The organism is Polyangium fumosum (assembly GCF_005144585.1).
GTDB lineage: Bacteria > Myxococcota_A > Polyangia > Polyangiales > Polyangiaceae > Polyangium > Polyangium fumosum.
Window position 1 is genome coordinate 138,049 of sequence record NZ_SSMQ01000011.1, and the last position, 26,133, is coordinate 164,181.

A 26,133-nucleotide genomic window follows, 5' to 3' on the forward strand; every position below is an offset into this window, starting at 1 on the left:
GGCGTCGCGCCGGGGCGCTGCCCCGGACCCCGCGGGGGCTGTCCGCCCCTCGACCCGGACCAGGCACGGCCTGGACCGAGGGGGGAAGAACTGCGCAACGCGCAGTTCTTCCCACGGGCCCGTGGCAAGACCATGGAGGTGGGTCTCAAGCTGGCGACGGGAGCGCTGCCCGTTGAACCCGCAGCGCCGCTGTCTTGGTTGGCAGGGTCGTGGAGGGTCTTGACCCCGGCTGTTCGAGGAACTGCGCGGAGCGCAGTTCCTCGACCCCGGTCCAGGCCGTGCCTGGTCCGGGTCCAGGGGTGGACACCCCCTGGTGGGGCCTGGGGCAACGCCCCAGCTCCGCGCCCCCAGTCAGGGGCAGTTGGGATTCGCGGCTTCGACGACGGCGCAGTATTCGGGGGCGCCGTCGCTCATGCAGATCGTCTTGCAGGTTTGGCAGAAGACGCAGGAGTCGAGGGCTTTGAACTTTTGGAGGGCGCCTGCGGGGGTGCCGAGGTCTTCGGCACACTTGAGCGTGCAGCAGCCGCCGTCTGTGCTGAGGGCGCAGTTGTCGTAGGAGCAGTCGGCGAGGGCCTTGCAGGCGGCGTCGGCGATGCAGGCGTCGGCGAGGGCTTTGCACTCGTTTGTGTAGGCGCCTGTCGTGTTGCTCGTGCAGTCGCTGCAGACGGAGTAGCTGCCGCTGCCGCCGCTGCCGGAGGAGGAGCTCGATGAGCTGCCGCCGCTGCCGGAGGAGCTGGAGGAGCCGCCGCCTGCGGAGCTTGACGAGCCTCCGCCTGCGGAGCTGGAGGAGCTGCCGCTCGAGGAGCTTGATGACGAACCGTTGCCGGAGCCGCCTGCGCCGCCCGAGCCGCCTGTATCGTCACCGCACCCTACGGATACGAACAAAGAGCTGAGCGCTGCGAGCCCGAGCGCGTACCAACCAAGCCTCATCGTCTGTCTCCCTTCCAAGCGTGAGCCACGCGCCGTCCGCGCGGTGGAATGGAGACATCCTACCGCGGAGGCGTCTCCTTCGGGCGCGTGAACTCGTCTGTCAGCCTGGACCATGGCAGGGCGGCGCTTGATCCTGTGGGCTCGGACGAAGCGGCCTCGGGTGCATCGGCGAGCGACCATGCCGTGAGCACGACGAGCGCCATCCAGACGAGATCGGCGAGCAAGAGGTGCACGAGCTGCATCGCCACCGGCGCGAGGAGGAAGAGGTTCAGGAAGCCTGCGCCGATTTGCACGATGACGAGCGCTGAGACGAGCCGCGCGGGCTTGAGCAGCGCGGGGCGCTGCGACGTGACGAACCCTGTTGCGAAGAGCAGGTAGGCGGCGACCACGCTGGCCACGATCGGGTGGTAGACGCGGAGCTGCACGAACACGTGTGCGGCTTGGGACACGTCGGCGGCGAGACCTTCGCTCAGTGTCTTGGCGGGGAAGAGCGTGTCGCCGAGGGCTGCGATCGCGCCGGTCACGCCGACGGCTACCACGCCGAGGAGACCGCCGCCGAGCACGTAGGTCGGCGTGCCTGACGAGCGACGGGGCAGGGGACCGCCCGAGGCCCAGAGCACCGTGAGCGTCATCGCCGCGACGAGCAGGAACGTGTTGATCAGATGCGCGCTCATCCAGTAGCCACGCGCGATCGATGTATCGCCCGCGACGCGCTCGAAGAGGACGATGCCCGCGCCGACGGCTGCTTCGGTGACCATGAAGAACATCGACGCGACGGCGCCGAACCGCACGGCGTGCCGGCGCGGGAAGGCGCGGAAGGCCCACACGAGCTGGAGGAGCGTGAGCAGGAAGGCGATCCCCGAGGTCAGCCGGTGCGTGAACTCGATCAGGGTCTTCACGCTGGGCGCGCGGGGGATGACGTCGCCGTTGCAGGTGGGCCAGTGGCTCCCGCAGCCTGCGCCTGCGCCGGTGGCGCGGACGAAGGCGCCCCAGAGGATGACGCCGAGCGTGACGACGAGCGTCGCCCACGCGACCCGGCGAAACGAACCTTGCGACATGCCCCCCGTTCTAGGGCCGGCCGGGCGTCCAGGCGAGCGCCTTTCATCCTCTCGACGCGCGGGCGAGGCCGCTTTATGCCTCCCAGGGTCCCCATGAGCACCATCACCCTGAGCGGACTCTTCGTGTATCCCGTCAAGGGCGCGCGTGGCATCACCCTCGACCGGGCTCGGGCACAGGGCCTCGGCATCGAGCATGACCGGCGGTTCATGATCGTCGACCCGGACGGCGAGTTTCTCACGCAACGCGAGCACCCTGAGATGGCGCTCCTCGAAACGGCGATCGAGGGCGACACGCTCGTCCTCCGCGCGAAGGGCCATGGCCCGCTCCGCCTCCCGCTCCGCCCCGAGGGGCCTACGGATCGGCGCGTCCGGGTCTGGAGCGACAAGTGCGGCGCCGTGTTCGTCGGCGACGAGGCCGCTGCGTACCTGAGCGACGTGCTCGGCCGACGCGCGGAGCTCGTGTACATGCCCGACGATGCTACGCGGCGCGTGGACGGCCGCTACGTGAACCGCAAGGAGCGGGTCGCGTTCGCGGATGGGTTTCCGTACCTCCTTGCCTCGGAGGGCTCGCTCGCGGATCTGAACGCGCGCCTGCGCGAGGGCGTGCTGATGGATCGGTTCCGGCCGAACCTCGTGGTCCGCGGGGCGCCGCCCTGGGCCGAGGACGCGTGGACGAGCTTGTCCATTGGCTCCGTCGTCTTCCATCTGCGCAAGCCGTGCAGCCGTTGCAGCGTGATCACCGTGGATCAGGCGACGGGCGTGCGGGGCAAGGATCCGCTGGCCACGCTGGCGACGTTCCGCGCGCGGTCGAACCGCGTGTATTTCGGCTGGAACATGGTCGCCGAAGGGGAGGGCGAGATCTGCGTGGGAGACGTGGTGACCCTGGGCGCTCGCTCGTACGACGAGGCCGGCTGAGGCGCCGAGGAGAGAGCATGCAGAACGCGGCACCGTGGGATGCGATCGTGATCGGCGGCGGGCCCGCGGGCTCGTCCGTCGCGACCTACCTCGGACGGGAAGGGCGGCGGGTGCTTCTGCTCGAACGGGAGCGGTTTCCGCGCGAGCACATCGGCGAATCGCTTTTGCCCGGCGTCTTGCCGTACCTCGACGCGCTCGGCGCGCGCGAGGCCGTGGAGAGCGCGGGCTTCGAGCGCAAGGAGGGACAAACCTTCGTCTGGGGCCGCGATCGCACGCCGTGGGAGATCGATTTCCGCGAGCTCGACGTGCACCCGTACGCGTACTTCGTGGATCGGGGGCGCTTCGACGAGATCCTCCTGCGCAACGCCGAGAAGGCGGGGGCCACGGTGCGCGAGGGGTACGCGGTGACGCGCGTGATCTTCGAGAAGGGCCGCGCCGTCGGGGTGCGCGTGCGCGGGCCGGGCGGCGAGGAGCGAGACGAGCGGGCGAAGTTCGTCGTGGACGCGTCGGGGCAGAGCGCGCTCGTGGCGCGGAACGCGGATCTGCGGCGGGTCGTGCGCGGCCTCAAGAACGTGGCGGTGTGGGCCTACTGGGAGGACGCCGAGCGCCTGCCGGGGCACAAGCGCGCGCACATCCTGACGACGAGCATCCCCGAGGGCTGGATCTGGGTGATCCCGCTGGGCAAGCGCACGAGCGTCGGGGTCGTGACCTCGGCGGCGACACGCGCGGAGCGGGACAAGCTCGGGGCGAAGGCGTGGTATGAGCAGGTGCTGCGCGCGTCGGAGGCGGCGTGGCCGCTGCTCGCGAACGCGCGTCGGGTGACGGAGGTGACGGGGGCGCGGGACTGGTCGTACCGCGCGCGGCGCCTCTCCGGGCCGGGGATCTTGCTCGCGGGCGACGCGGCCTGCTTCATCGATCCGATCCTCTCGACGGGCGTGCACCTCGCGATGACGAGCGGCTTCTGGGCCGCGGCGTGCGTGCACAGCGCGCTCGACGAGCCGCGCCACGAGCCGTTTTTGCGACGCTTCTACGAGGAGACGTACGGCGCGACCTACCGGGAGTTGCTCACGCAGGTGAAGGCCTTTTACAAGGCCGCGGGGCGCCGGGACTCGATCTTTTGGATGTCGAAGCAAATCCTGCGGGTCGGCGAGGCCGTCGCGCCGGAGCTCGCGTTCCTGTTCATCACGGCGGGCCTCTTGCGGAACGCGGCGGTGGACGCGCCGCACGATCCGGCCGCGCAGGTCCGCGCCGAGCTCGGCGAGCGGGCGCGGCTCCCCGCGGAGGAGCCGAAAAAAACGTTCTCGCCGGAGTTCCCTTCGGCGCGGTCGCGCTCGCGGATCGTGTCGCCGCCGATCGTGTGGCGGGTCGGGGAAGGCGGATCCGCGCAGCTCGTGAGTGTGCGGGCCGAGGGACTTCGCCTCCGGCTCGTCCGGCACGAGCCACGCAGCATCACGGATCGGCCGCGGAAGAGTTATTTCGTGCTCGATCTGGTCGACGCCGGGCGGTTGCCGCTCGGGCTCGTGCTCGTCGAGGAAGGACGCGCGGCAGGCGAGCCGCTCGCGGGGGTCGCGCCGCGTCGGGCAGGTCGGTTGCTCGTCACGCTCCTCCCGTACCCCCGGTCGATGGGGGCTGCGCTCGGACAAGCCGAGCGACGCCCCCAAACCCCCATGCGTCCCCACGATCCCGCGGTCCTCGCGAAGCTCGAACAGACGCTCGTCGGCCTCGTCGCGGCCGCCGACGATCCCGCGAAGCCGCTCCTTCTGCGCCGCGTGCGTGCGCAGCTTCGAACGGCGCTCCGCGCGCCGGGCGTGTTGCCGGCCGAGATCACGGCGACGCCTTCGCGCGCCTTCCGCGGCGGCGGCGTCGCCGAGCCGCCGATGACCCTCGTCTTCCGCGCGAAACACCCGGAAAACCCCGTTCCGCGCGTCTACCTCCTGCTCGAAGCGCGCTTGCCGCCAGAGCTCGTCGACATCCCGATCCTGCGCACGCGCTTCTGCGACGTGTGGCTCCGGCCCGAGCGCGCGCGGGATGGCCGCCTCCTCGCCGAGGTGCCCGAGGTCCGGAGCCTCGTCGAAAGTGCCTGCGCTGCCATCTGGGACGCGACGCGCCCGGCGACGACGCTGCCCGCGGCGTTCGCGGCGGCCGAGGCGGCGCTCCGCGCGCTCACGCCGGCGGGGTACACTTTCGAGATCTCGGGTCGACTCGGGAGCACGGAGGATGGAGAGCTTCCCCCTTCGGCGACGGGCGCCACGGAAGGCGCTTCCATCGGCTGATTTTCCTGCGCGGAGGCGGCTGTCCCGAGCGTGCAAACTGGCTCGGGCTGGTGCAGCTTCGACGTATGGCGATCACATGCAGGGAAGAAGCGATGCGCTGGGTGCATCGATATGCGATCGGCGGCGCGGCCTTCGCGGCCCTCCCGCTGCCGATCTCCACGACGGCGGGCCTCGCCGCGCTCGAGGTCCACATGCTCAACTTCATCGGCGGGGTCTACGACGAGCCCGTCGGCAACCTGAAGAGCCTCGCGGCGGGCGGCGGCCTCGAGATCATGGGGTCGGGCCTCAAGTTCGTGGCCACGCGCGCCTCCGCCTTCGTGCCCGGCCCGGCGGGCATCGTGATCCGGGTGGGCATCGCGGCGCTCGTGATCGAGTCCCTCGGCCGCGCGATCGTCGGGTATTTCGAGCGCAAGCACCCCGACAAGCTCTTTTCGGCCGCGGTCTAGGGCCTCGTTCGTACTAAGATCGCGCCGTCGTGAAGGCGCTGATCAAAGTCGGCTATGCGTGCAACGAGAACTGCACGTTCTGCCACACGGCCGACATCCGCCACCTCGACGACACGTCCGAGCGGATCGACTGGAAGATCGACCGCGCCAAGCGCCTCGGCGCGTCCATGGTCGTCCTCTCCGGCGGCGAGCCCACGATGCGGCCCGAGCTCTCGCGCTGGGCGCGCCGCATCGCCGGGCACGGCCTCGACTTTGGCCTCGTCACGAACGGGCTGATGCTCTCGTACCGGAACGTCGTCGACGAGCTCGTGGGCGAGTGCCGCCTCCGCTACGTCTACATGTCCCTGCACGGCGGCGCGCCCAAGGTCCACGGCTCCGTCGTCCGCGCCGACACGTTCCACAAGGCCATGCAGGCCATCGAGAACCTGCACGGCAGGATCCCCGATCTCACGATCAACTGCGTGATCACGACGGCGAACGTGAAGCACTTGCTCGGCCTCGTCGATCGGCTGCTCCCGTTCGAGGACCTCTGCATCAAGTTCTCGATGACGCAGCCGAAGGGCGCGGCGAACCGGGCCTTCGACGTCATCGTGCCCGAGGTCGCCGCCTGCGCCGCGCGCGTGAACGAGGCGATCGCGTACGGGCTCGCGAAGCGGAGCGAGCGCGGGCCGCGCTTCGCGCACGACGGCCTGCCGTTTTGCCTGCTGCCGGGATACGAACACCTCTACGACGATCTCAAGACGCACCGGTACGCGACGATGATCGAGGCCGATGAGGACGACTTCGTCCCTGTCGACGACGTGGCCAAGATCCAGCCCGAGGAGGTCTGCGGCGACTGCGCGCTGCGCGGCGCGTGTCCGGGGCTCTACCGCGGCTACCACGAGATCCACGGCGCGGGCGCGCTCCGGCCCGTCACGGATCGGCCCCGGGCGAACTCGTACAACTTCGTCCCCGAGCGCGACCTCGCGCGCCCGCCCGGCGCGCCGTGCCCGATCCGCGCGGACGGGACGAGCCCGTACGATCGCGGGCGCACGTTGCTGCTTCGCCTCAAGGACCGGATGCGCCTCTTCCGCACGGAGACGCGGGACTTTTCCGACGAGGAGCTCCTCGCCACCAAGGAGAGCGCCGGCCAGATCTACCTCGACGTCTCGACGAAGCTCGCGCCCGACGACTTCGCGAAGGACTTACGGAAGCTCCGCCCCGCGGCCGAGTGCGAGGCGTGCCCCGAGCGGCCGCGTTGCACCGGCGCCTGGGAGCCCGTGCCCGCGGACGTGTTCACGCGGGATGATCGCGACGTGATGGCGATCCTCGCGAACCTCTCGGGCCGCGTGCTCGACCTCGGCTGCGGCGAAGGGCCGTACCTCGAAGCGCTCGCGCGGCGCGCGGCGGAAGGGCACATCACGTACGTGGGCGTCGATCCGGATCCGCAGCGGCTCGCCGTCCTCGCGTCGCGCCACCCGTTCGCGCAGTTCGTGGAGGGCCGCGCGGAGGAGCTCGGCGAGGCGCTCGGCACGTTCGACCACGTGCTCGCGCTCCGCAGCGTGAACCACCTCGAAGATCCGGCGCGCGCGTTCGGCGCGGCGATCGCGCGGCTCAGGCCCGGCGGTACGCTCCTGCTCGTGGACAACGTCGCCTTTGGCCTCGTCCGCAGCCGCGCGCACGCGGCGCGCGCCGAGGCTGCGCCCGGGAACCGCTTCGAGCATTTTCGCAACGACGACGCGGCCCGTACCGCGCGGCGGCTCGAAGACAAGCCCTTGCGTCTCCTCGAACGCCGCGACATCGGCCGCGAGACCAGCAATCAGTGGATGTTGCGCTACGAGCGCACGGGAGAAATGCCGTCGTGACTGCTTCAGCTCCGTCCTCTCCACGCTCGGGGGCTCCGCTCGACGAGCGAGCTGCGCCCCCGAACCCCCCCCGCAGGCTCCCCGTCCTCGCCGCAGGCGCTGTCGAGACGTCCTTCGCCGACTTCCAGAACGAGGCGTTGCTCGGCGACGCGGAGGGCGGGGAGAAGACGCTCGCGCACGAGGCCGCCGCGCACGAAAAACGCAACTGGGTGCGCCTGTCCTACGATTGCAACAACCACTGCACGTTTTGCCTCGATTCGAATGCGCACGACGGCACGATGCGGGCGACGCAGGACATCAAGGTGCAGATCGTCGAGGGCCGGCGGCGCGGCGCCGATCGGCTGATCCTCTCGGGCGGCGAGCCGACGATGCACCCGAACTTCCTCGACTTCGTGAAGCTCGGGCGCCTCGCCGGCTACCGGAAGATCCAGACCGTGACGAACGGTCGCATGTTCCGTTACCCGGAGTTCCTCAACAAGGCCGCGGACAACGGCTTGCACGAGATCACGTTCTCGCTGCACGGCCACACGGCGAAGCTACACGACGCGCTCGTCGGCACGCCCGGCGCGTTCGTGGAGGAGGTCGCGGGACTCAAGGCGGCGCTGGCGTCGCAGAGGTTCATCGTCAACGTCGACATCGTCATCAACAAGCAAAACGTCCGGCACCTGCCGGCGATGCTGGAGATGTTCATCGGCTGGGGCGTGAAGGAGTTCGACCTGCTGCACGTGATCCCCTTCGGCAACGCGTGGAGCGACGCGCGGCACCACCTGTTCTACGATCTCGACGGCAACCTCGAATACCTGCAGCAGGCCTTCGCGTACGCGCGGAGGCCCGACATCCACATCTGGCTGAACCGCTTCCCGCCGCCCTACGCCGAGGGTTTTGAGGATCTGATCCAGGATCCTTATAAATTGAACGATGAAGTTCGCGGTCGGCGCGAGGAGTACGATCGGTACCTCTCGCTCGGCAAGAAGCTCATGTGTCGCGAGCCCGAGCGGTGCAAGTACTGCTACCTGGAGAGCCTCTGCGACACGCTCGACGAGGTGATCGACGTGCGCAAGGCCGAGGAGGTGGACGTGCTCCGCTACGCCGGCGAGCCGCCCCTCGCGGGCAAGCTGCCGGAAGCACACGCAGCGCGGATCGTGGCGGCGAACCTGGAGGAGGCCGCGGCGCTCGCAGCGAAGGCGACGCCGGGCGCGATCGAGCTCGAGCTCGCGTCCTACGAGGGGTTGTCCGAGGCGCTCTCCCCCGAAGGTCTGCTCTTCGGCAAGAAGCTCGTGGCCTGTTACACGGGTGATCCCGCCGCAATCGAGCCCCTGCTCGGAATCCCCCGGTCCTTCGAGGTCCGCACCTTCCTCACGAAGGCAACGGAGCCCGTGATCCGCAGGCTGGATCCCCCGCCGGAAAACCTCGTGCTCGTGCAGCAAAACTACGACCTCGTGTCGGACGCCCACGCAAACGACGTCGACACGAAATCGTTTTTCGCGGCGTACCCCCATCCCGTCCCCGTGGAGAACGTACCCGCCTGCGTGGCAGGAAGGCCCGTGCGGCCCGCCGCGCGGACGCTGGACCTCGCGATGCTCGGCACCGACGCGCGCATCGACATGACAGCGTTCACGAAGCGCTACGTGGCCGACGGGTTCTACACGAAGGCACTCCGCTGCAAGGACTGCCGCGAGAACACCTCCTGCCGTGGCGTGCACGTGAACTGGGTTCGCGCCCACGGCTTCGGGGCGCTGGCGCCCATCGGCTAGCGTTGCGCTGGGGCTTTGCCCCAGGCCCCACCAGGGGTTGTCCACCCCTGGACCCGGACCAGCCAGGGGCTGGACCCAGGCTCGATGACCTGCGCTCCGCGCAGCTCATCGAACAGGCCCGGTCAAGACCAGCAACGACCCTGCCCACCAAGACCGCCGCGCGGCTGGTTCGGCTGGCACCCTGGGTTCTTCGTCGGCCTGTTTGAAAAACTGCGCACCGCGCAGTTTTTCAACCCTGGGTCCAGCCCCTGGCTGGTCCGGGGTCGAGGGGGCGGACAGCCCCCCGCGGGGTCCGGGGCAGCGCCCCGGCGCGGGGTGGCGTCAGGGGACGAGCGTGCAGCCGGTGAGGACGCCCGCGAGCATCTCGCCGCGGGGCTGGCCTTCCCAGCCGCTTTCCCAGTGGAAGGTGGGGGCCTTGAGCTTGCCTTCCACGGTGTACTTGCACTTCACGCTGAAGCGCGTGGTGGGCAGGTTGCCTGCGAGGGCGGGCTCGCTCCAGAGGCCGGCGGCGACGAACTGCACGTTGTCCGTCGAGGTGTAGGGCCGCAGCGTCTTCTTGTCGTCGGTGGCGTCGCCCTTGCTCCAGGCCTTCGACGGCGACTCGAAGCCGCAGTGCCTGCCTGCGACCTCGTCTGTCGCGGCGCAGTTGAGCTCGCGTTTGTCGCCGGCCACCAGCGTGATCTCGACGTCCACGGTCTGGCCTGGCTTCCATGCGGGGCCGCGCGGGCCGCCGCCGCCGCGCTCTTGACCGAGCAGCGCGAAGCCTGCGGCCAGCGTGCCTACGACGACCACGAAGAGCACCATGCTCTTGCCGAGGGATGCCGAGCTCGGCGGCGGTGCGCGCCTTGGCGCGGCTTTGCCGGCCTTGGGCTGCTTCTTCGCGGGCGCCTTTGCGGGCGCGGCTTTTGCGGCGGCAGGGGGGGCCTTTGCTTCGGCTTTTGCCTCGGCCTTCGGAGCCTCTGCTTGGGCTTCGGCTTCGGGCTCGTCGTGGCCCTCGTCCTCGGCTCCGCCTTCGTCCTTGTCCTCGTCCGGTTCTTTCTCGGCCATGGCGCGCGGACTCTACCTTCCTCCGCCCCGCTTCTCAAACCTTCTGTTACCCTCCGCGCCCATGAGAGCGAGCCCCCCGCGCGCCCGGATTCTCGGCACTGGCCGGTACTTGCCTGCGCGTGTCGTCACGAACGACGAGATCGCTGCGCGCGCAGGAACCTCGGATGCTTGGCTCAAGGAGCACGTCGGCGTCGAGCGCCGTCACGTCGCGGCCGAGGGCGAGACGACGAGTGACATGGCCACGGCGGCGGCGCGTGCTGCGCTGGATGCGGCGGGGCTCTCGCCTGCGGATCTCGACCTCATCATCGTCGCGACCGTGAGCGGCGACAGCCCCATGCCGGCCACCGCGGCCACGGTGCAGCAGAAGCTCGGCACCGAGCTCGTCCCTTCCTTCGACCTCGCGGCTTCGCATGCGGGCTTCCTCTACGCGCTCGCCGTGGCGGAGCAGTCGATCTCCGCGGGCGCGACGCGCACGGCGCTCGTCGTCGGCGCGGACATGCTCTCGCGTCGCGTGGATCCCGAGGATCGGACGACGGCGGGGCTCTTCGGCGACGGCGCGGGCGCGGTGATCCTCGGCGCGGCGGGCGAGGATGGCCGCGGGATCCTCTCGATGCGGCTCGGCGCGGATGGCGCGATGGGCTCGCTCCTCTCGATTCCGGGCGGGGGGACGGGCGAGCCGATGACGCTGGAGCGGCTCGCGGCGAAGCGGAACAAGGTGCGTATGGAGGGGGCCGACCTGTTCCAGGTCAGCGTGAAGAAGCTCCAGGTCACGAGCATGGAGGCGCTGAAGGCGGCGGGGCTGCTCTCGGACAAGCTCGACTGGGTCATCCCGCAGCAGGCGAACCGCAGGATCGTGGATCGGATCGCCGAGCGGCTCGGGTATTCGCGCAGCAAGTTCATCGAGAACCTCGCCGACGTGGGCAACACGGGCGCGGCTTCGATTCCGATCGCGCTCGACGAGGCCGTGCGGGATGGCCGCGTAAAACCCGGGCAAAACGTGCTGCTTTGCGCGCTCGGGGCCGGCATCACGTGGGCGGCGTCGATGGTTCGGATGTGAAACGTCGGTTCGGAAAGGCGCCGCTCGCGCTCGTCTCGGCCCTCGCGCTGAGCGCGCTCGTCTCGCTCGACGTCGGCTGCGGCGCGCCGCCGCGGGGTGTCGACTGGAACGGCAAGCGCCTGCCGGCCATCGACATGCACCTGCACCCGGGCGACTGGGATCACGTCCCCGAGGACACGCGGAAGTTTTTGGCCTCGCGGTTTCCGTTTCCGATCGGGCTCGACGCGGAGGCGGCGGCGAAGGGCTCGCTCTTGCCGGAGAGCATCCTCGGCGAGATCGACGACGCGGGCATCTGGGGCGCGGGCCTCTTTGCCATCTATGCCCCGCGCACCGTGGGCGTCGCGTCGAACGAGCTCGTCGCCGAGGATCTCACGTTCGCCCCGGATCGCTTCTTCGGGCTCGCGTCTTTGCGGGTCGACCGGTGGACGACCGATCGCGACGCGGAGCTCGATCGATTGAAGAGCACGCTCTCGCGGCCGGGGTTCGTCGGGATCAAGCTGGCCCACGCGCACCAGCATTTTCGGATGGATGATCCGGCGTTTTTCCCGATCTACGAGGTCGGGGCCTCCCTGGGCAAGCCGCTCTACCTGCACACGGGGACGAGCCCGTTCCCGGGGACGTCGCAGGAGCCGGCCTATACGGACCCGACGTACCTGGAGACGGCGATCCAGCAATTCCCCGCCGCCACGTTCATCCTCGGGCACCTCGGCTACGATTTCGAGCAGAAGCGCCACGCGGGCCTCGAAACGTGCATTCGGCTGGCGAAGACGTACCCCAACGTGTTCCTCGAACCTTCGGCGCTCGGCTCTGCGTCGTCGGATCCGACGGGCGCGAACTTGAAGGAAGCCATGCGTCGCATGCGCGAGGCCGGGATCACGGACCGCGTGGTGTATGGCAGCGACGGGCCGCAGAGCCCGGGGTTCGTGAAGGGATACCTCGAACGAACGGTCGCCGCGATGAAGGACGCCGGATACACGGAGCAGGAAGCGGCCGCCGTCCTCGCGGGGAACTTTGCGCGCGTGTTCGGCGTGACGGTGCCCGCGGAGGCGGCCGAATGAACGTGCGCTTTGGCGTGACGTTCGGAGGCTGCGTGATCGCCACTCTCCTGGGCGCCTCCGAGGCCGCCGCTGCGGAGCCGAGGACGCCCTTTCCAGCGCACGCCGCGCTCGACGCCGTGGGCGGGAGCCCGGCGAAAGGGGCGTACGTCCTGTCGGCGCAAGGCGGCTGGCCGTTTTCGTTCCTGCGCGCGCAGGTGGGGTTGTCGGACCGGATCACCCTGCAAAGCGAGCTCGAATCGGCCGTCGGGCGCCGGTATCGCCCGATGCTGGGGATCGGCGTGCGCCTCGCCGAGGCGACGCACGTGCGCCTGACGGGCGAGTTCCTCGCCGGCTGGCTCTTCCAGCGCAGCGAGGAATACCGGCGCGGCCCGAACGGCGAGCTCCGGTTTCGCCTCGCCATTCCGGTGCGCCGGTTCGTCCCGTACCTCGTGCTCGGCACGCGCCACGCCTTTTTGCCGGATCTGCTGACGATCGAGCGCGCCTCGGGCACGGAGACGAGCTGGTCTTTGCGGCATGAGTGGACGCCCTGGGCCACGCTGGGGCTCGGGTTCGCGATATCGCGGGGGATCGGGCTCGACCTCGGCATCAACTACGGCTGGGTCGGCGCGCCGGATACGATCGCGCTGCCCGGCGTGCACCTCGGCTTGCATTTCGGAGGGGATCGATGAGCCGGGCCCGCTTCGTTTTCGCCGGTGCCCTCGGGGTCGTGCTCGCGGGGTGCGTCAACGAGGAGACGCGCCTCTACGAAATCGAGCTCGACGGGAAGGTCGCCGTGCCGGACGGCGCGCCGAGCGCGGGCGCCGTGCACCTCGCGTTCCACGTGGCGAAGACGTTCGGCGAGGGCGACCTCGAACATCCGCTCGGCGTCTTCGAAACGCGCACGGTGGCCGGCGTGGGGCCGGTGCGCGAGACCGTGCTGTATCCGCTCGACGAGGGGGAGGGGCTCGTCGTGTACGGCTGGCTCGACAGCGATGGAGACGGCGTCCATTGCGCGCCCGGGCAAACCGAGGAGCCAGCGGGGCTCGTGAAGGTCGCGGGGTTCCCGGCGCACGCGCTTTCGTTTTCGCTCACGCTCCGCGCGCCGTGTGTGGGACCGGAATCGCTGTATCCTTGAGCGGATGTCCGACGGACCCAAGCCGAAGCGTGATGTGCTCGATCCCGCGCTGGCCTCGCGTTTCGCCTGGCGCATGGCGCCGCCGCCCGAGGCGCCGCCCCCGCAGGCCGAGGCCCCGCCTGCGCCGAAGCTCGACCCGGCAGCCTCGGAGGGCTTCGCCGAGCGCGCGGCGCAGGTCTGCGAGGAGCTCGCGAAGGACGTGCGGAAAACGTGGGCGCTCGGTTCTCCCGCGGCGCAGGCCGCCGCCACCGAGCGCTTGAAGCGCTTCGCGCGGCGGATCGGCTTTCAGATCCTCGGCATGACCCGGCATCCGCTGGAGGCCGTCCGCTTGCTTCGGCTGATCGCCCGTCACATCGAGGCCACGCCGTTCCGCAAGGCCGACATGCTCCAGCTCGCGTGGCTGCCCATCCCGGAGCGCCACCCCGAGGTGGTCGAGCTGATCGTCGAGGCCGCGCGCACCGGCGACAAGAACTTCGCGTTCGTCCTCGATCGCACCGTGGCCGAGAAGGCGTTCGAAGGTCGTTACCCCGAGCTCGGCGTGCGGCTCGCGGAGCTCGCCGATACGTCGCGCGTGTGGGACGTCCGCGCGCTCGCGATCCGATGGCTCTCGCTCGACGATTATCCGGCGGCGATCCCTTCGTTACGCCGCGCCCTCCGGATGCCGCACGCGCGCCTGCGGTATTATTCGCTCTTCATCCTCGTGCAGATGAAGGGATGGACGCAGCGCGAGGAAGACGTGCTCTGGCTGCTCGAGGACGCCGTGCGCCACCCGCTCGACCGCGGCGCCGGGATGAGCGCCTATGATCGCGTCGGCGATTACGAGGAGGCGCTGATCGACGCGCTCCGGGTGGCGCCCCCGGCGGAAGGGTGGAAGCCGCTCGAGGTCATCGTCGAGGGCGGCGGTGCGCACATCTCCCAGGACCGACCCGGGCTCGACGCCGATTGGGCGCTCAAGGCGCTCGCCGCCGGGTATCCGGAGCGGGCCGTCGCCCGGGTCGATCGTGTGCTCGCCGATCCGAGCGGCATTCGTCGCTTCGCCGCGATCGGCGCGCTCGCGCTCTTGCCGGAGGATCTCGCGCGCCCACGGCTCATCGAGGCGGCCGGGTGCTGCGAGCACAACCTCGTCGAGCGCGTGAAGGGGATCTGGTTCGAGCGGTTCGGGGGCGCGCTGCCGGTGTCGCCCCTCGCCGGGGTGCCCGTGTTCCTGCTCGACGGTCCGCCGAGCGAGCGGTTTTTCGCGTGCCTGACCGTGCTCCGCGGCGCCTCGCAGGAGGCGCGCTTCACGATGGTGGACGCGCTGCTCGTCGAGGCGCCCGAGACGAGCGCTCCGCCCGCGCAGCTCTCTTCGTCGCAGCGTGAAGCGCTCGCCTTGCTTCTTCTCACGTTGCGCATGTCCGGCACGCTCTACAAGCACCCGACGCTGAGCAACCTGGGGGAGGGCGACTGGGCCAAGCTGCTGCTCCGGCGCTTCGGCGCGCCCGCGTTCGAGGGGCTCGCGAACCTCGCGGAGGCGCCGGCCCTCGCGGGGGTCAGCCGCGGCTGGCTCGACGCGCTGACCAGCGTGGCGCGGGAAGGGATGCTCGGCGCAGAGCAGCGCGAGCGGCTGCGTAGCATCGCGCGCGCGGCGCTCGCGTCGCCCGCGTGGGACAACACGTCTTCGCCGCTCATCACGCTCTCGGTCGTGGGGGCGCCGCAGGCGTGCGTGGAGCAGCTCTGGTCGATCCTGATCAAGCCGGACGACCCCACGGACGCGCGGAGCGAGGGAGTGCGGTCGAACGCGGATGCGTCGCGATGGGCGTCGATCGTGCTGCGCGACGTGACCGACGCTCCGTGGCTCGACGCGCGGATCGCAGCGATGGCGAGGGAGGCGTTCCAGCAGAGGCGCTTCGATCTCTTCGAGCGGCTGATGTACCTCGGATCGGAGCGAAAGGCACAGGAGGTGCTGGACGTCGCGCCGGCCGTCCTGTCCGCCTACGACGGTGATCCCGAGGCGTTCGACGCGGTCTTCCAAGCCGCCTCGGCGCTCATGCAGGCCAAGCGCCTCGACGACGCGTGGATCCTGTCCGCGCTCGCGGAGCCCGAGGGGCCGCTGTTCGCCGTCGCCGCGAGCCTCGTCCGCAAGTCCTCGCCTGCGCCGGTGTTCGAAGCGCTCACGCGCGCGCTCGGCTCGACCGCGCGGGGCGGCGCATCGGCGGCCGAAGCGGCGCACGTGCTGGTCTTGCAGGAGATCCTCGCGGGGGATGACGCGCGGCTCTCGGGCATCCTGGATCGAGCCCCGGCCCGTGCGCGTGCCGCGCTCTGCGGCGCGCTCCTCGACAACGAGGTCCCGCTCGCGAGCTACCGAGAGCACGTCGCCGCGTGCCTGATCTCGCCTGATCCACGGGTCGCCCAGGAGCTCCACGATCCCTTGTGGCTCCGCAAGCCGGACGGGATGGAGGAGCTGTTCGAAGAGGTCCTGCCGCGGGTGCAAGTGGAGGACACGCGCGACTTCCTGCTCTACCTCCTCCGCGCGCCGAACGAGGCCGCGAAGTACTGGGTCGACGGGGGCGACGACGAGGACGAGGACGAGGACGCCTGGGACGACGAGGACGAAGACGAAGACGAGGACGACTGGGAGGACGAGGACGCGTCCTCCTGACGTGCGTTACGCCCCCGCCTTCATGCACGACGCGAGCTCCGCGAGGAGTTTGTCCGTCGCTTCGAGCCCGCTCGCGAAGACCTCCGTGTCCCGCGTCCTCCTCGACAAACGCATGTCCGGCGAGAGCTTGTACGGCGAGCCCTTGGGCTGCACGAGCTTCATCACCTTCGCGGGATCGAGCGGCGTGTCGTCGCGCAGGTGCAGCGTCACGCCCTTCGCCGTCGCCTCGCACGCGAGCGCGCGGAGCTTGCGGAGCTCGGTCTTGAGGCTCATCAGGTGCACGAGCCTTCGCGCCTCGATCGGCGGCGAGCCGAAGCGATCCTCCATCTCGTTCGCGAGATCCTGCACCTCGTCCGGGCTCGACGCGCTCGCGAGGCGTTTGTAGAAGGACAACCGCACGCCGACGTCGGACACGTAGTCCTCGGGCAAGAGCGCGTCCGCGTCGAAGGCGAGCTCGGGATCGACCTCGTGCACCACGGGCTCGCCCTGGAGCTCGTGCACGGCCTCGTCGAGCATCTGGCAGAAGAGCTCGAAGCCGACCTGCGCCACGTTGCCGCTCTGCTCGGCGCCGAGGATGTCGCCCGAGCCGCGGAGTTCAAGATCGAGCGAGGCGATCTGGAAGCCCGAGCCGAGCTCGGTGTGCCGCTCCAGCGCCTCGATGCGCGAGCGGGACTCGTCGGTCATCGCGTTCGCGGGCGGGACGACGAGGTAACAATACGCGCGCTCCTTCGAGCGGCCCACGCGGCCGCGGAGCTGGTAGAGCTGCGAGAGGCCGAACATGTCGGCGCGATCGACGATCATCGTGTTCGCGCGCGGGATGTCGAGGCCGCTCTCGATGATCGCCGTCGAGCAGAGGATGTCGTAACGGCCCTCGACGAAGTCGAGCATCGCCTGCTCCAGCGTGGTCTCGCTCATCTGCCCGTGCGCGATCGTGATGCGCGCCGAGGGGACGAGCTCCTGGAGCCGCGCGGCCCGCTCGTAGAGGCCCTCGACGCGGTTGTACACGTAAAACACCTGCCCGCCGCGGCCGAGCTCGCGCAGGGCGGCTTCGCGCAGGACGTTCTCGTCGTGCCGCGTGACGATGGTCCGGATCGCGCGGCGCTCCGCGGGCGGCGTCGTGATGATGGACATGTCGCGCAGCCCCGTGACGGCCATCTGGAGCGTGCGCGGGATCGGCGTCGCCGTGAGCGTGAGGACGTCGACGTTCGTCTTCAGCGCCTTGATGCGCTCCTTGTGCGTCACGCCGAACCGCTGCTCCTCGTCCACGACGAGCAGGCCGAGCTTCTTGAAGTGGACATCCTTGGAGAGCAAACGATGCGTGCCGATGACGACGTCGACCTTGCCGTCGCGTAGGCCGCGCGTGGTCTCGTCTTGCTCCTTGTTCGACTGGAAGCGCGACATGGCCCGGACTTCGAGCGCGTACGGGCTCATGCGGGCCTTGAAGTTCAGGTAGTGCTGCTGCGCGAGCACGGTCGTCGGGCAGAGGACGGCGACCTGGCGGCCCGAGGCGGCCACGCGGAAGGCGGCGCGGATCGCGACCTCGGTCTTGCCGAAGCCGACGTCGCCGCAGACGAGGCGATCCATCGGGCGCGCGGCTTCGAGATCGGAGGAGACCTCGCCGATCGCGCGGGCCTGATCGGGCGTCTCGTCGAAGGGGAAGGTCGCCTCGAACGCGGCGTAGTCGTCGTCGGGCGGCGCCGTGGGCTCGCCGATCGCGCTCCTTCGCTCGGCGTAGAGGCGGAGCAGCTCGTCCGCCATCTTGCGGAGGCTTTTCTCGACTTTGGCTTTCGTCTTGGCGAACGTTTGTCCGCCGAGCCGGTCGAGCTTGGGCGTGCCCTCGCCGCCCTGAAACTTCTGGATCTGGTTCAGGCGGTAGACGGGCAGGTAGAGTTTGTCGCCGCCCGCGTACTCGACCGTGATGAGGTCGACGACCATGCCGCCGACCTGTTTGTGCACGAGCCCGTGGTAGCGGCCAATGCCGTGATCGGCGTGCACGACGTAGTCGCCGACGGAGAGGTTGCGCAGGTCTTCGAGGAAGGGCCGCGCCGAGGCCTTGGTGTCCTTACCGCCCCGCGCGGCGCGTCGATGCGCGCGGGCGCCGAAGATCTCTTCCTCGGTGACGAGCGCGAGGAGCTCGGCCGGCGCGACGACGCCTCGCGCGAGCGCACCTCGCACGACGAGCGCGGTGCGCGCGGCCTCGGGAGCTTGCTCGTCGAGGATCGCGGGGTCGAACGCGCCGAGGCGGGCGCGGACGCGGACGCCCTGGTGGCGCAGGAGCGTGACGAGGCGCTCGACCTGCGTCTCCGCGCGCGCCGCGACGACGACACGCATGCCGTGCTCCTGCCAAGCGAGGATGCGGCGCACGAGCGGATCGAGCGCGCCGGTTTTGCCCCGGGAAGCACGCGCGGCCTTGATGGCGCGTTCGAGGTCGCCCTGATCGAAGGTGGCGAGCGAAGGTGCCTCCTCCGGCGCGACCTCGAAGCGCTCGAGGGAAGCAGGATCCGGCGCGTCTCCGGCGATCCCGGTCCGATGGAGCGCGATGTGCGTGCGGCCCTCGATCCACGCGGCGATGCCGCCCTCGGTCTCGTAAAACGCGTCGAGCGGGAAGTGCGCGTCGCGCGACTTGTGGGCGAGATCGGCCAGGGCGCGGCCGAGCTCGTCGCGCAAGGATCGCGTGATCGCCGCGGGATCTTCGAGCACGACGATGGCGTCGTCGGGCAGGTACGAGGCGAGCGGAGCGAGGTCGAGGTACGCCGGGAGGAACCCTTCGGCCCCGAAGAACGTGCGACCACTCGTGACGTCGTCGACGAGGGCGCGCGCCTTCACCGAGGGTAGATCGACCGCGTCACACGCGGCCCGCGCGCGCTCGCGGGCGCGGGACTCGTTCTCGGGCGTGAGCACGGCCTCGCGCGCCTGCGGGAGCCAGACCTCCTTGATGTCGGCGATCGTCTTCTGTCCTTCGGGGTCAAACGATTTGATCCCCATGACGAGGTCGCCGTAGAACTCGATGCGCGCGGGAAAACTCGCGTTCGGGGGCCAGACGTCGAGCAGGGCGCCACGCACGGCGAAGGTGCCGGGGTCCTCGACGAGGGGGCTCCGGACGTAGCCGGCCTGCGCGAGCCTGCGGATCAAGGCGTCCCGCTCGATCTCCTGCTCGGTCACGACGAGCTCGGCGTGTTCGAGGACCTCCGGCTGCGGGACGACCTTGCGGGCGAGGGCGGAGACGGGACAGACGAGCGCGCGCCAAGGCAGATCCACGGCGAGGTGGAAGAGCGCGGCGAGGCGGGCCTCGGCGCCGCGGCGATCGGGGTTCACGTCGGCGTAGGGGCTCGACTCGTTCGGCGGGAAGAGCAGGACCTCGCCGAGCGTGGTCTTGCCCGCGTCCGGCTCCTCGGCATCCGCGCCGGCGAGGAGGAACGAAGCGTCGGCGTGGAGGGCGCGCGCGGCTTCGAGATCGGCCGTGACGGCGATGATCTTTCGGCGCGTCGTTTTCGCGAGGGCGCGGAGGACGAGCGCGGTGGCGCCGCCCGCGACGGAGACGACGTGGATCGTGGGGCCCTTCGCGCCGAGGATGCGCGTGGCGAGATCCCGCGTGGTGGTGATCGGGCGATCGAGCGGGAGCTCGTAGGAGGGGAGGGGCTCGACCGGCGTTATTTCGGGGCGATCGAGCTCGACGTCGAGGGCCTCGACACCGGCGATCTCGCCGAGGGAAGCGCGGAGCTCTGCGCCTCTGGTTGCCTTTTCGGTCGCGGGCATCGTTCGCCGCGGGTGTAGCACGAAGCGTGCGGGAACTACGGAGCCGAGATGTACGCCTCGGCCACCCAATACTGCTCGCCGTTGCTCATCGTCACGAAGTACTGACCTTGTGAGATTTGCGCGACCGTCCCCGGGTACTTGTTTCCGTCCGACCACGCGACGAGCACGGCCGATCCGACGCCTGGTTTGGACAGGCTCTTGCCGAACGAATCGAGCGCGTGGCCGAGCTTGTCGAACCCGCTCTTGAGCGCGCCGCCGACGGCCTTGGCCGCATCGGTGGCCTCTTGCTCCAGGGTCTTCGGTTGTTGCACCGGAGCGGCTGTGGGAACGGCAGCGGGCGCGGCCGCGGGCTCGGCCGCGGGGACGGCCGCGGGCTCGGGTGTAGGAACGGCCGCGGGAGCGGGAACGGCAGCGAGCGCAGGCGCGGGAATGGAGGCGAGCGCGGGCGCGGGCGCAGGAACGGCAGCGAGCGCGGGCGCAGGAACGGCAGCGAGCGCAGGCGCAGGAATGGAGGCGGGCGCGGGTTCACTCGCGGGAGCCGCGGGGGCCTCCGAGGGGGGCGCGTAGGCCGTGGCTTGCGTGCCGATCAGCGTGGCGAACGTGGCAATGGGGCGACGCTCACCGCCGCGGTGCAGGCGCAAGAGTTCCTGCTCGACGGCGCAGACGTACGCGACGAACTGCTGCATGTCGCGGGACATCGCGGCGTTCCAGTGGAACGCGATCTGCGTGTAGCGGAAGAGATCCAGGTCCTGGCGCGCGAGCGTGGACGAGAGGCCTGCGTGCATGATCTGCGCGGAGAGCTCGACGTACTCCTCGAACGAGAGCGCGGGGGCGGCGCCCTTGGCGCGGCCGAGCGCGGCCTGATAGGCCGGGACGAAGCGCACGGCGACGGCGCCGCCGAGCGCGGGATCCTCGAGCCGCGCGAGCCAGCCCGCATGCGCGGCGAGCCAGTCCTCGCGGGAGACGTTCTTCGATTGCACGACACGCGCGCAGGCGTCGGCGTCGTCGGGGTGATCCGCGCAGAGGGCGCGAAGCTCGGCGTATTGCTCCAGCGTGAGGCCGGCGATGGGCGCGAGGGGATCCATGCGCGCCGAGGGAAGCCGGGGTGCGGCGAGGGGTCAAGGGGAAGCAAAACCCCGTCGAGGTGGCAGACCGGCCCTCGCAATGGCCACGGGGGCCCGCAATCGCGAGGGGCTCAATTCAACGTCTCGCCCCCGCCGTCCCCACGTCCCGCCCCGAAAATCGCCTCCCAGTTTGCCCGGTACGCGTCCGTCGCGACCTGCGCCGGGCCCGATCGGGGCGCCTCCGAGGGCCTCGGGCTCTTCACGAGCACCTCGACGTCGTAGAGACGCTCGTGCTCTTTGCGTTGCGACAGCTTCACGACGTCGCCGTGCACCGGCGCGCCTTCGCGCATGTTCCGGATCGCGCCGAGCTCCACGTTGCCCTCGCGCAGCCGCAGCACGTGGTAGCCCTGTCCGTCGGACATCGGGCTGTGGATCATCACCACGTCCTCGGCCTTCGTCTCCGTCGCCTCGCTCGGGGCGGACGGCTGCTCGGGCGCTTCGGGCTCGTCACTCACACGCGGAGCTTGTCACGTTTCGGGCAGATCGCAGCCGCGATGCGCCCCGGCCTCGCTCGGAGAGGCCGAGCACATTCGCAGCGTTACGCACCGAGCAGGGCCGCTTCGTAGCCCGTGCCCATCGAACCGTCCGCGTGGAAGAGGCCTTTCGCCGTCGCCTCGTCGATGGCCTCGAGCAAGCGCGCGAAGCGGGCGATGCCGCTCTTGCGCAGGAGGAGCGTGCCGCGGCCGCGTTGACGCGCGAGCTTGCGCGCGAGCAGGACGGCGCCGTGGCTGTTCGTCTCCGTCACGATCACGATGAGCTGGCAGCGCTCCACGAGCCCCTCGAGCGACTGCGCCCCCCGGCCCCGCACGTCGCCCCGGTGATATTCGAGCTCGTGCCCGGCCGCCTTCGCGAGCCGCTCCAGTTGCACCTCGTAACGCTCGACTCCCCCGATCCAACCAATGCGCATGGGGCCTCCTCGACGGCCACCGCCGAGAAGCACCTCGGTGCTCCCGGTGGCCGACTGTCCGCTATAGCGGATGATCTAAGGTTCCGTAGCGGGACTGTCCAGGCCTTTCCGTCGTCATCACGGAAAATAGTCCGTGATGGCGGAGCCTGGACCCAACCCCTGCGCCCTGCCTCGGGCGCCGGTCTCGTCCGCGCTTCGGGACAACCTGCGCGGGGGCGGTTTCTTCCCGCCACGCAAACTTGGCCCTCTTCCTCGGGGTGACTTAGTCGGGGCGAAAGCGAGTGAGCCGCGTGGGGCGCGGCGGGGACGGGGTCTGTCACGTCTCCACCCCTGGAGGATTGTCATGAGCATGCGAGGCGCAGAGGACTCCGCGGAAGGCACGAACGGCCGGGCAAACACGACGGCCACGCCCGGGACGCCCGGGACGCCGGACCGGCGCGCGGGCCATCACCGGGTCCACTTCGAGGCGCTGGTGGCCGTGGGCGAGGCCAAGGGCAGCGGCGGCTTCGAGGCCGAGTCGATCGACGTCTCGCCCGAAGGCATGCGCCTGCGCACGGCCTACCTCCCGCAGCTCGGCGATCGGCTCGTGTGCCGGTTCGAAGGCGACGCGGGCGAGGTGGTCGCCGACGGCGAGGTGACCTGGCGCCGCGAAGCGCCCCGCGGCGGCGAGTTCGGCCTGCGCTTCGTGGGCTTCGACAACCCCGACGCCGAGGCGACGCTGCGCAGCCTGTGCCAGGAGCTCGGCGGGACGACCGAAGGGAGCAGCGGGATCGGCGCGATGGGGATCCCCGGGACACGCGTGCGTCTGCACATCGATGGGCTCGGCTCGCCGATGAAGGCGCGGGTGCGGGAAGCCGCGGGCGGCGAGGTGCTCGTGGGCTCGAACCTGGAGTTCCTCAAGGTGGGCCGGTCGCTGGAGCTCGAAGACATGGACCACGGCGACAAACGCGCCGCGAGGGTCGACGCCGTGAAGGTGGAGGTCGACCCGGCGACGAAGGTGCCGCAGCTCGTGGTGTCGCTGAGCTTCGGCGAGGCGAAGGAGTCGAAGAAGGCCGTCGCCGCGGCGAAGGAGCCGGAGAAGGCGGTCGCGTCGAAGGCGCCGGAGAAGGAGTCGAGCAAGGAAGCTCCGTCCCTCGGGCTCGGCGCGCTGATCAAGCGCACGACGCCGGGCGTGGGTCCGGCCACGAAGACGGAAGTCAGCGCGGGGAGCGGCGAGGCCAAGGAGGCCAAGGAGGCCAAGGAGAAGGAGGCTCGCGCCGAGCTTCTCTCATCGCCGGTCGTGCCCTCGCGTGCGCGGACGCAGGAGATGCGGTCGACGCCGCCGGCCACGCGGCCGAGCGCGTCGACCGAGTCCGCAGCGCTGCGCACGACGAACGAGGAGGAGAACGACGAGGTGGCCGAGGCGAACGATCCGTCGCTGGATTCGCCCGCGATCGGCGCGAAGAAGGATTTTTCCGCGGCGCTGCGCGGGGCGACCGAGAAGGCGAAGGGCGCGACGAAGGCGGCGTTCGGCGCGATCGGTCCGGCGGTGGGCGGGATCGGGACGCGCGCGAAGGACGCGATGTCGGGCCTGTTCACGGCGATCCGGAAGCGGCGCGGCGAGGAGGCGGCCGAGGCGACGGACGGTCAAGCGATGCGGCGGACGACCGCAGCGCCGCCGACGGGCGCGTTGCGCGCAGCCGGCAAGAAGCTCGTGCGCGACAAGGAAGAGGCGGAGACGAGCGAGGCGGCGCCGAAGGCCCGATCGAGCCGGAAAGCCGCGCTCATGGGCAGCGCGCTCGGGCTCGCCGCGGTGCTCGTCGTGGTGGGCGGGATCCGGCTGCTCGGCGCGTCGCGCGCAGCGGCGCCGGCCGATCCGCAAGGCATGGCGGCGAACGCCGCGGGATCGGCCGCAGCGCTGCCCGCGCCGACGGCGGCGAACGTGGCGGCCGGGGATCCGAACGCCGTGCCGAACGTGAACGTGCCGCTCTTCGGGGCGACGCCGCTCTCGACGACGGAGCCGGTGCCAGCGATGCCGACGCAGCCCGACGGGACGGTCGCGCAAGTGCCGCCGGCCGGGTCCGAGGGCGACGGCGCGCAGGCCGCCGCGGCGGACGACGGCGAAGGCGAAGGCGACGCGGACGAGGCGGAGACACAAGGCGACGGCAAGCAGTACGGCAAGGGCAACGTGCGGAGCCCGATCGTGCTGAAGCTGAAGATGGACGGGCCGATCGAGACGGTGAACGGCGCGGCTGGCGCGATGGGCTTCACGGTCTCGCTGCCCGGCCGGCGCGCGCTCTCGTCGGCGACGGAGCTCGCGCGCAAGGACAAGCGGATCGCCTCGATCAACGTGGTGAACAACCCCGCGGGCGCGGAGATCAGCCTGCAGTTCAAGGACGGCGTGCCGGCCTACCTCGCGAAGGCGAAGGGCGACCGGCTCGACATCGCGCTCGGCACCGACGCGAAGAAGAAGGTCGCGAAGGCGGGCGACAAGACGAAGAAGAAGAAGGCCGCGGACAAGAAGAAGGCCGCTGCTGCCAAGAAGCCGACGAAGAAGCCCTGAACGAAGCCCCTCCCCAGATCAGCGCGGCGCCGGACGGGTTTCGGCGCCGCTTTTTCTTTCGAAGATGCACCAGGCCCCGCCGTTGCGGAGCTTGATCGGCTCGGCCACGACGAACTGCGTGCGCAGCTCGCTACTCGCGTGGAGCGTGCGGGACGAGGGGACCGTGGGGCTCTTGCAGTCGACGGTCGAGGAGATGATCACCACGTAGCGCGGGTCGCGCGCGAAGATCGCGTCGGCGTATCCCGCGCCCGTCTTGTTCGTGTAGCCGCCCGGGAGGCGCGCGATCTCGGGCGCGAGCAGGCCGAGCATGTCGACGACGGGAAAGCCCGTCGCGTAGCCGACGTAGCCGATGTCGGCGATGGCGACGGGCCCGGGGTTTCCGCGCGCCGAGAGCCACGCCGCGGTCCGGCCGCCGGCGTCGTCCCAGAAGGCTTTGTCCTTTTCGAAGATGTCGCGCTGCGCTTGCCGCAGCGAACCCACGCGCGTGAAGCCCACGAGGATCATGAACAGGGCGACCGCGAGCGCCACGGCCCGCTCCCTGCGCTCGGCGACGGTGCGCACGACGGCGTCGATGAGCAAGAACGCGAAGGGCTCGGCGGGCGCGAGGAAGCGGTAGTACGGCATCCAGTCGCCACCGACGAGGAGCACGTAGAGGCCGAAGGTGAGGGCGATGGCAGCGACGGCGAGCCCGTCGCGTCGCTTGCGGACGACGAAGACCACGATCGCGGCGATCCCGGCCCAGAGCGCGGGCCCGGCGTGCATCGCGTAGCGGCGCAGGTAGTCGAGGCCGCCGTGGAGCTGCTGGTTCATGTCGCCCGTCTTCGCGGTGAGCGTGTTGGGGAAGAAGCCGCCGTAGTAGAGGCGGCGGAACGCGAGGTGCGCGAGGACGGGAACGGCGAAGGTGGCGAGGCGCGTGAGGCTCCGGCGGGAGAAGGGTTGGTCCGGGTGCCAGACGTAGAGCAGGAGGAGGAAGAGCGGCGCCTCGGGGCGGGTGAGGGCCGCGAGCGCGAAGAGCGGGCCCGACCAGGGGAAGACGTCGGCGTCGTCGTGCGCCTCGATGAGGAAGCGATCCGTGCCGAGGAGGACGAGCAGGACGAAGAGCGGCGACTCGAGGCCGAAGACGGCATACCCCGTCTGGAGGAAGCTCGAAGCGCAGAGCCACGTGGCGAGGCACGGCGACCACCCGAGCGGCGCGAGCCTGCGCGCGATGCGGTAGACGGGGACGAGCGAGGCGCACGCGCAGACGACGCCGAGCACCTTCGCGGTGATCTCGGGGCGCGCGCCGAGCGTCGCGAAGACGCCGAGCAGCACGGTCCAGAGGAAGTTCGTGTACCCCTCGACGCGCTCGCCGAGGTTGTAGACGAGCCCGTGCCCCTCCGCGAAGTTCCGCGCGTAGCGGAAGGAGATGTACGCGTCGTCGATCGTGAAGCCCGCGACGCGGTAGGCGTTCGCGACGACGAGCATCATCGGCAGGACGAGACCGAGCGCGAGGTGCGTGGGTTGGGAGAGCGGCGCGCCGCCGAGCCAGGCGCGGAAAGAGACAAGCGCGCTCGGCGGGGGGGCCTCGGGCGAGGCGGCGACGGGGCCGTTTTCGCAGGTCGACATCGAGGAGCGGCCCATACCTGGCCTTCGTCGCGGCGGAAAGCACGGCGACGCTTGCCAAGACCGGG

The 26,133-nt window shown here is 70.4% G+C and carries 19 protein-coding genes; 11 read left to right on the plus strand and 8 right to left on the minus strand.

What is annotated here, in order from left to right; all coding sequences use genetic code 11:
* Window positions 1–351 precede the first annotated feature (351 nt).
* Together E8A74_RS13230 and E8A74_RS13235 are read right to left on the minus strand one after the other, a co-directional pair.
* Window positions 352–930: a hypothetical protein gene (locus E8A74_RS13230; RefSeq protein ID WP_136929337.1), complete on the minus strand. Its 579-nt coding sequence runs from the start codon at window positions 928–930 to the stop codon at window positions 352–354.
* Window positions 931–989: 59 nt separating this feature from the next.
* On the minus strand, window positions 990–1,988 hold the full coding sequence (locus tag E8A74_RS13235) for a COX15/CtaA family protein (RefSeq protein ID WP_136929338.1): 999 nt from the start codon (window positions 1,986–1,988) through the stop codon (window positions 990–992).
* Between the two features lie 93 nt (window positions 1,989–2,081).
* Here E8A74_RS13235 and E8A74_RS13240 point away from each other — a divergent pair, with 93 nt between their 5' ends.
* The 5 genes from E8A74_RS13240 to E8A74_RS13260 are packed head-to-tail and all read left to right on the plus strand — an operon-like array spanning window position 2,082 to window position 9,220.
* Entirely contained in the window at window positions 2,082–2,903 is an 822-nt protein-coding gene (locus E8A74_RS13240; RefSeq protein ID WP_170229100.1) for an MOSC domain-containing protein, read from the plus strand.
* A 17-nt stretch (window positions 2,904–2,920) separates the two neighbouring features.
* Complete coding sequence (locus tag E8A74_RS13245; RefSeq protein ID WP_136929340.1) at window positions 2,921–5,176, plus strand: NAD(P)/FAD-dependent oxidoreductase; 2,256 nt, start codon at window positions 2,921–2,923, stop codon at window positions 5,174–5,176.
* Window positions 5,177–5,226: 50 nt separating this feature from the next.
* Complete coding sequence (locus E8A74_RS13250; RefSeq protein WP_232379535.1) at window positions 5,227–5,622, plus strand: hypothetical protein; 396 nt, start codon at window positions 5,227–5,229, stop codon at window positions 5,620–5,622.
* Window positions 5,623–5,651: 29 nt separating this feature from the next.
* Window positions 5,652–7,466 (plus strand): radical SAM protein, encoded by a 1,815-nt coding sequence (locus E8A74_RS13255; RefSeq protein WP_136929341.1) that lies wholly within the window; start codon window positions 5,652–5,654, stop codon window positions 7,464–7,466.
* A complete protein-coding gene (locus tag E8A74_RS13260; RefSeq protein ID WP_170229101.1) occupies window positions 7,463–9,220 on the plus strand; it encodes a radical SAM protein in 1,758 nt (585 codons plus the stop codon). The genes E8A74_RS13255 and E8A74_RS13260 overlap by 4 nt, the downstream gene beginning before the upstream one ends.
* A gap of 321 nt (window positions 9,221–9,541) precedes the next feature.
* Here the strand turns inward: E8A74_RS13260 and E8A74_RS53890 are convergent, their stop codons facing one another.
* Complete coding sequence (locus tag E8A74_RS53890) at window positions 9,542–10,267, minus strand: hypothetical protein (RefSeq protein ID WP_211365349.1); 726 nt, start codon at window positions 10,265–10,267, stop codon at window positions 9,542–9,544.
* Window positions 10,268–10,328: 61 nt separating this feature from the next.
* On the opposite strand from E8A74_RS53890, the gene E8A74_RS13270 reads away from it, so the two are divergent.
* From E8A74_RS13270 to E8A74_RS53895, 5 genes are read left to right on the plus strand one after another with little or no spacing between them, the layout of a single operon-like run.
* A complete protein-coding gene (locus E8A74_RS13270; RefSeq protein WP_136929343.1) occupies window positions 10,329–11,324 on the plus strand; it encodes a beta-ketoacyl-ACP synthase III in 996 nt (331 codons plus the stop codon).
* Window positions 11,321–12,382, plus strand: a complete 1,062-nt coding sequence (locus tag E8A74_RS13275; protein WP_136929344.1) for an amidohydrolase family protein — start codon at window positions 11,321–11,323, stop codon at window positions 12,380–12,382. The genes E8A74_RS13270 and E8A74_RS13275 overlap by 4 nt, the downstream gene beginning before the upstream one ends.
* Window positions 12,379–13,050, plus strand: coding sequence for a hypothetical protein (locus E8A74_RS13280; RefSeq protein WP_136929345.1), 672 nt, complete (start codon window positions 12,379–12,381; stop codon window positions 13,048–13,050). Before E8A74_RS13275 ends, E8A74_RS13280 begins: the two co-directional genes overlap by 4 nt.
* Entirely contained in the window at window positions 13,047–13,496 is a 450-nt protein-coding gene (locus tag E8A74_RS13285; protein WP_136929346.1) for a hypothetical protein, read from the plus strand. The genes E8A74_RS13280 and E8A74_RS13285 overlap by 4 nt, the downstream gene beginning before the upstream one ends.
* A 4-nt stretch (window positions 13,497–13,500) precedes the next feature.
* The gene (locus E8A74_RS53895) at window positions 13,501–16,134 is read left to right on the plus strand and encodes a hypothetical protein (protein WP_211365350.1); all 2,634 of its coding nucleotides are present in this window, start codon (window positions 13,501–13,503) and stop codon (window positions 16,132–16,134) included.
* A gap of 6 nt (window positions 16,135–16,140) precedes the next feature.
* On the opposite strand, the gene mfd is transcribed toward E8A74_RS53895, so the two are convergent.
* The 4 genes from mfd to E8A74_RS13315 all read right to left on the minus strand — a co-directional run bounded on the left by mfd (window position 16,141) and on the right by E8A74_RS13315 (window position 21,921).
* Window positions 16,141–19,890 (minus strand): transcription-repair coupling factor, encoded by a 3,750-nt coding sequence (gene mfd, locus E8A74_RS13300; protein WP_136929349.1) that lies wholly within the window; start codon window positions 19,888–19,890, stop codon window positions 16,141–16,143.
* Between the two features lie 35 nt (window positions 19,891–19,925).
* Window positions 19,926–20,975 carry a tudor domain-containing protein gene (locus E8A74_RS53900; protein ID WP_136929350.1) on the minus strand — a complete coding sequence of 350 codons (1,050 nt, stop codon included), beginning with the start codon at window positions 20,973–20,975 and terminating at the stop codon, window positions 19,926–19,928.
* Window positions 20,976–21,085: 110 nt separating this feature from the next.
* A complete protein-coding gene (locus tag E8A74_RS13310) occupies window positions 21,086–21,469 on the minus strand; it encodes a hypothetical protein (RefSeq protein ID WP_136929351.1) in 384 nt (127 codons plus the stop codon).
* Window positions 21,470–21,552: 83 nt separating this feature from the next.
* Window positions 21,553–21,921 carry a DUF2325 domain-containing protein gene (locus E8A74_RS13315; protein ID WP_136929352.1) on the minus strand — a complete coding sequence of 123 codons (369 nt, stop codon included), beginning with the start codon at window positions 21,919–21,921 and terminating at the stop codon, window positions 21,553–21,555.
* A gap of 343 nt (window positions 21,922–22,264) precedes the next feature.
* Here E8A74_RS13315 and E8A74_RS13320 point away from each other — a divergent pair, with 343 nt between their 5' ends.
* Window positions 22,265–24,463, plus strand: coding sequence for a PilZ domain-containing protein (locus E8A74_RS13320; RefSeq protein ID WP_170229102.1), 2,199 nt, complete (start codon window positions 22,265–22,267; stop codon window positions 24,461–24,463).
* An 18-nt stretch (window positions 24,464–24,481) separates the two neighbouring features.
* On the opposite strand, the gene E8A74_RS13325 is transcribed toward E8A74_RS13320, so the two are convergent.
* Window positions 24,482–26,083, minus strand: coding sequence for a hypothetical protein (locus E8A74_RS13325; protein WP_136929354.1), 1,602 nt, complete (start codon window positions 26,081–26,083; stop codon window positions 24,482–24,484).
* Window positions 26,084–26,133: the final 50 nt, after the last annotated feature.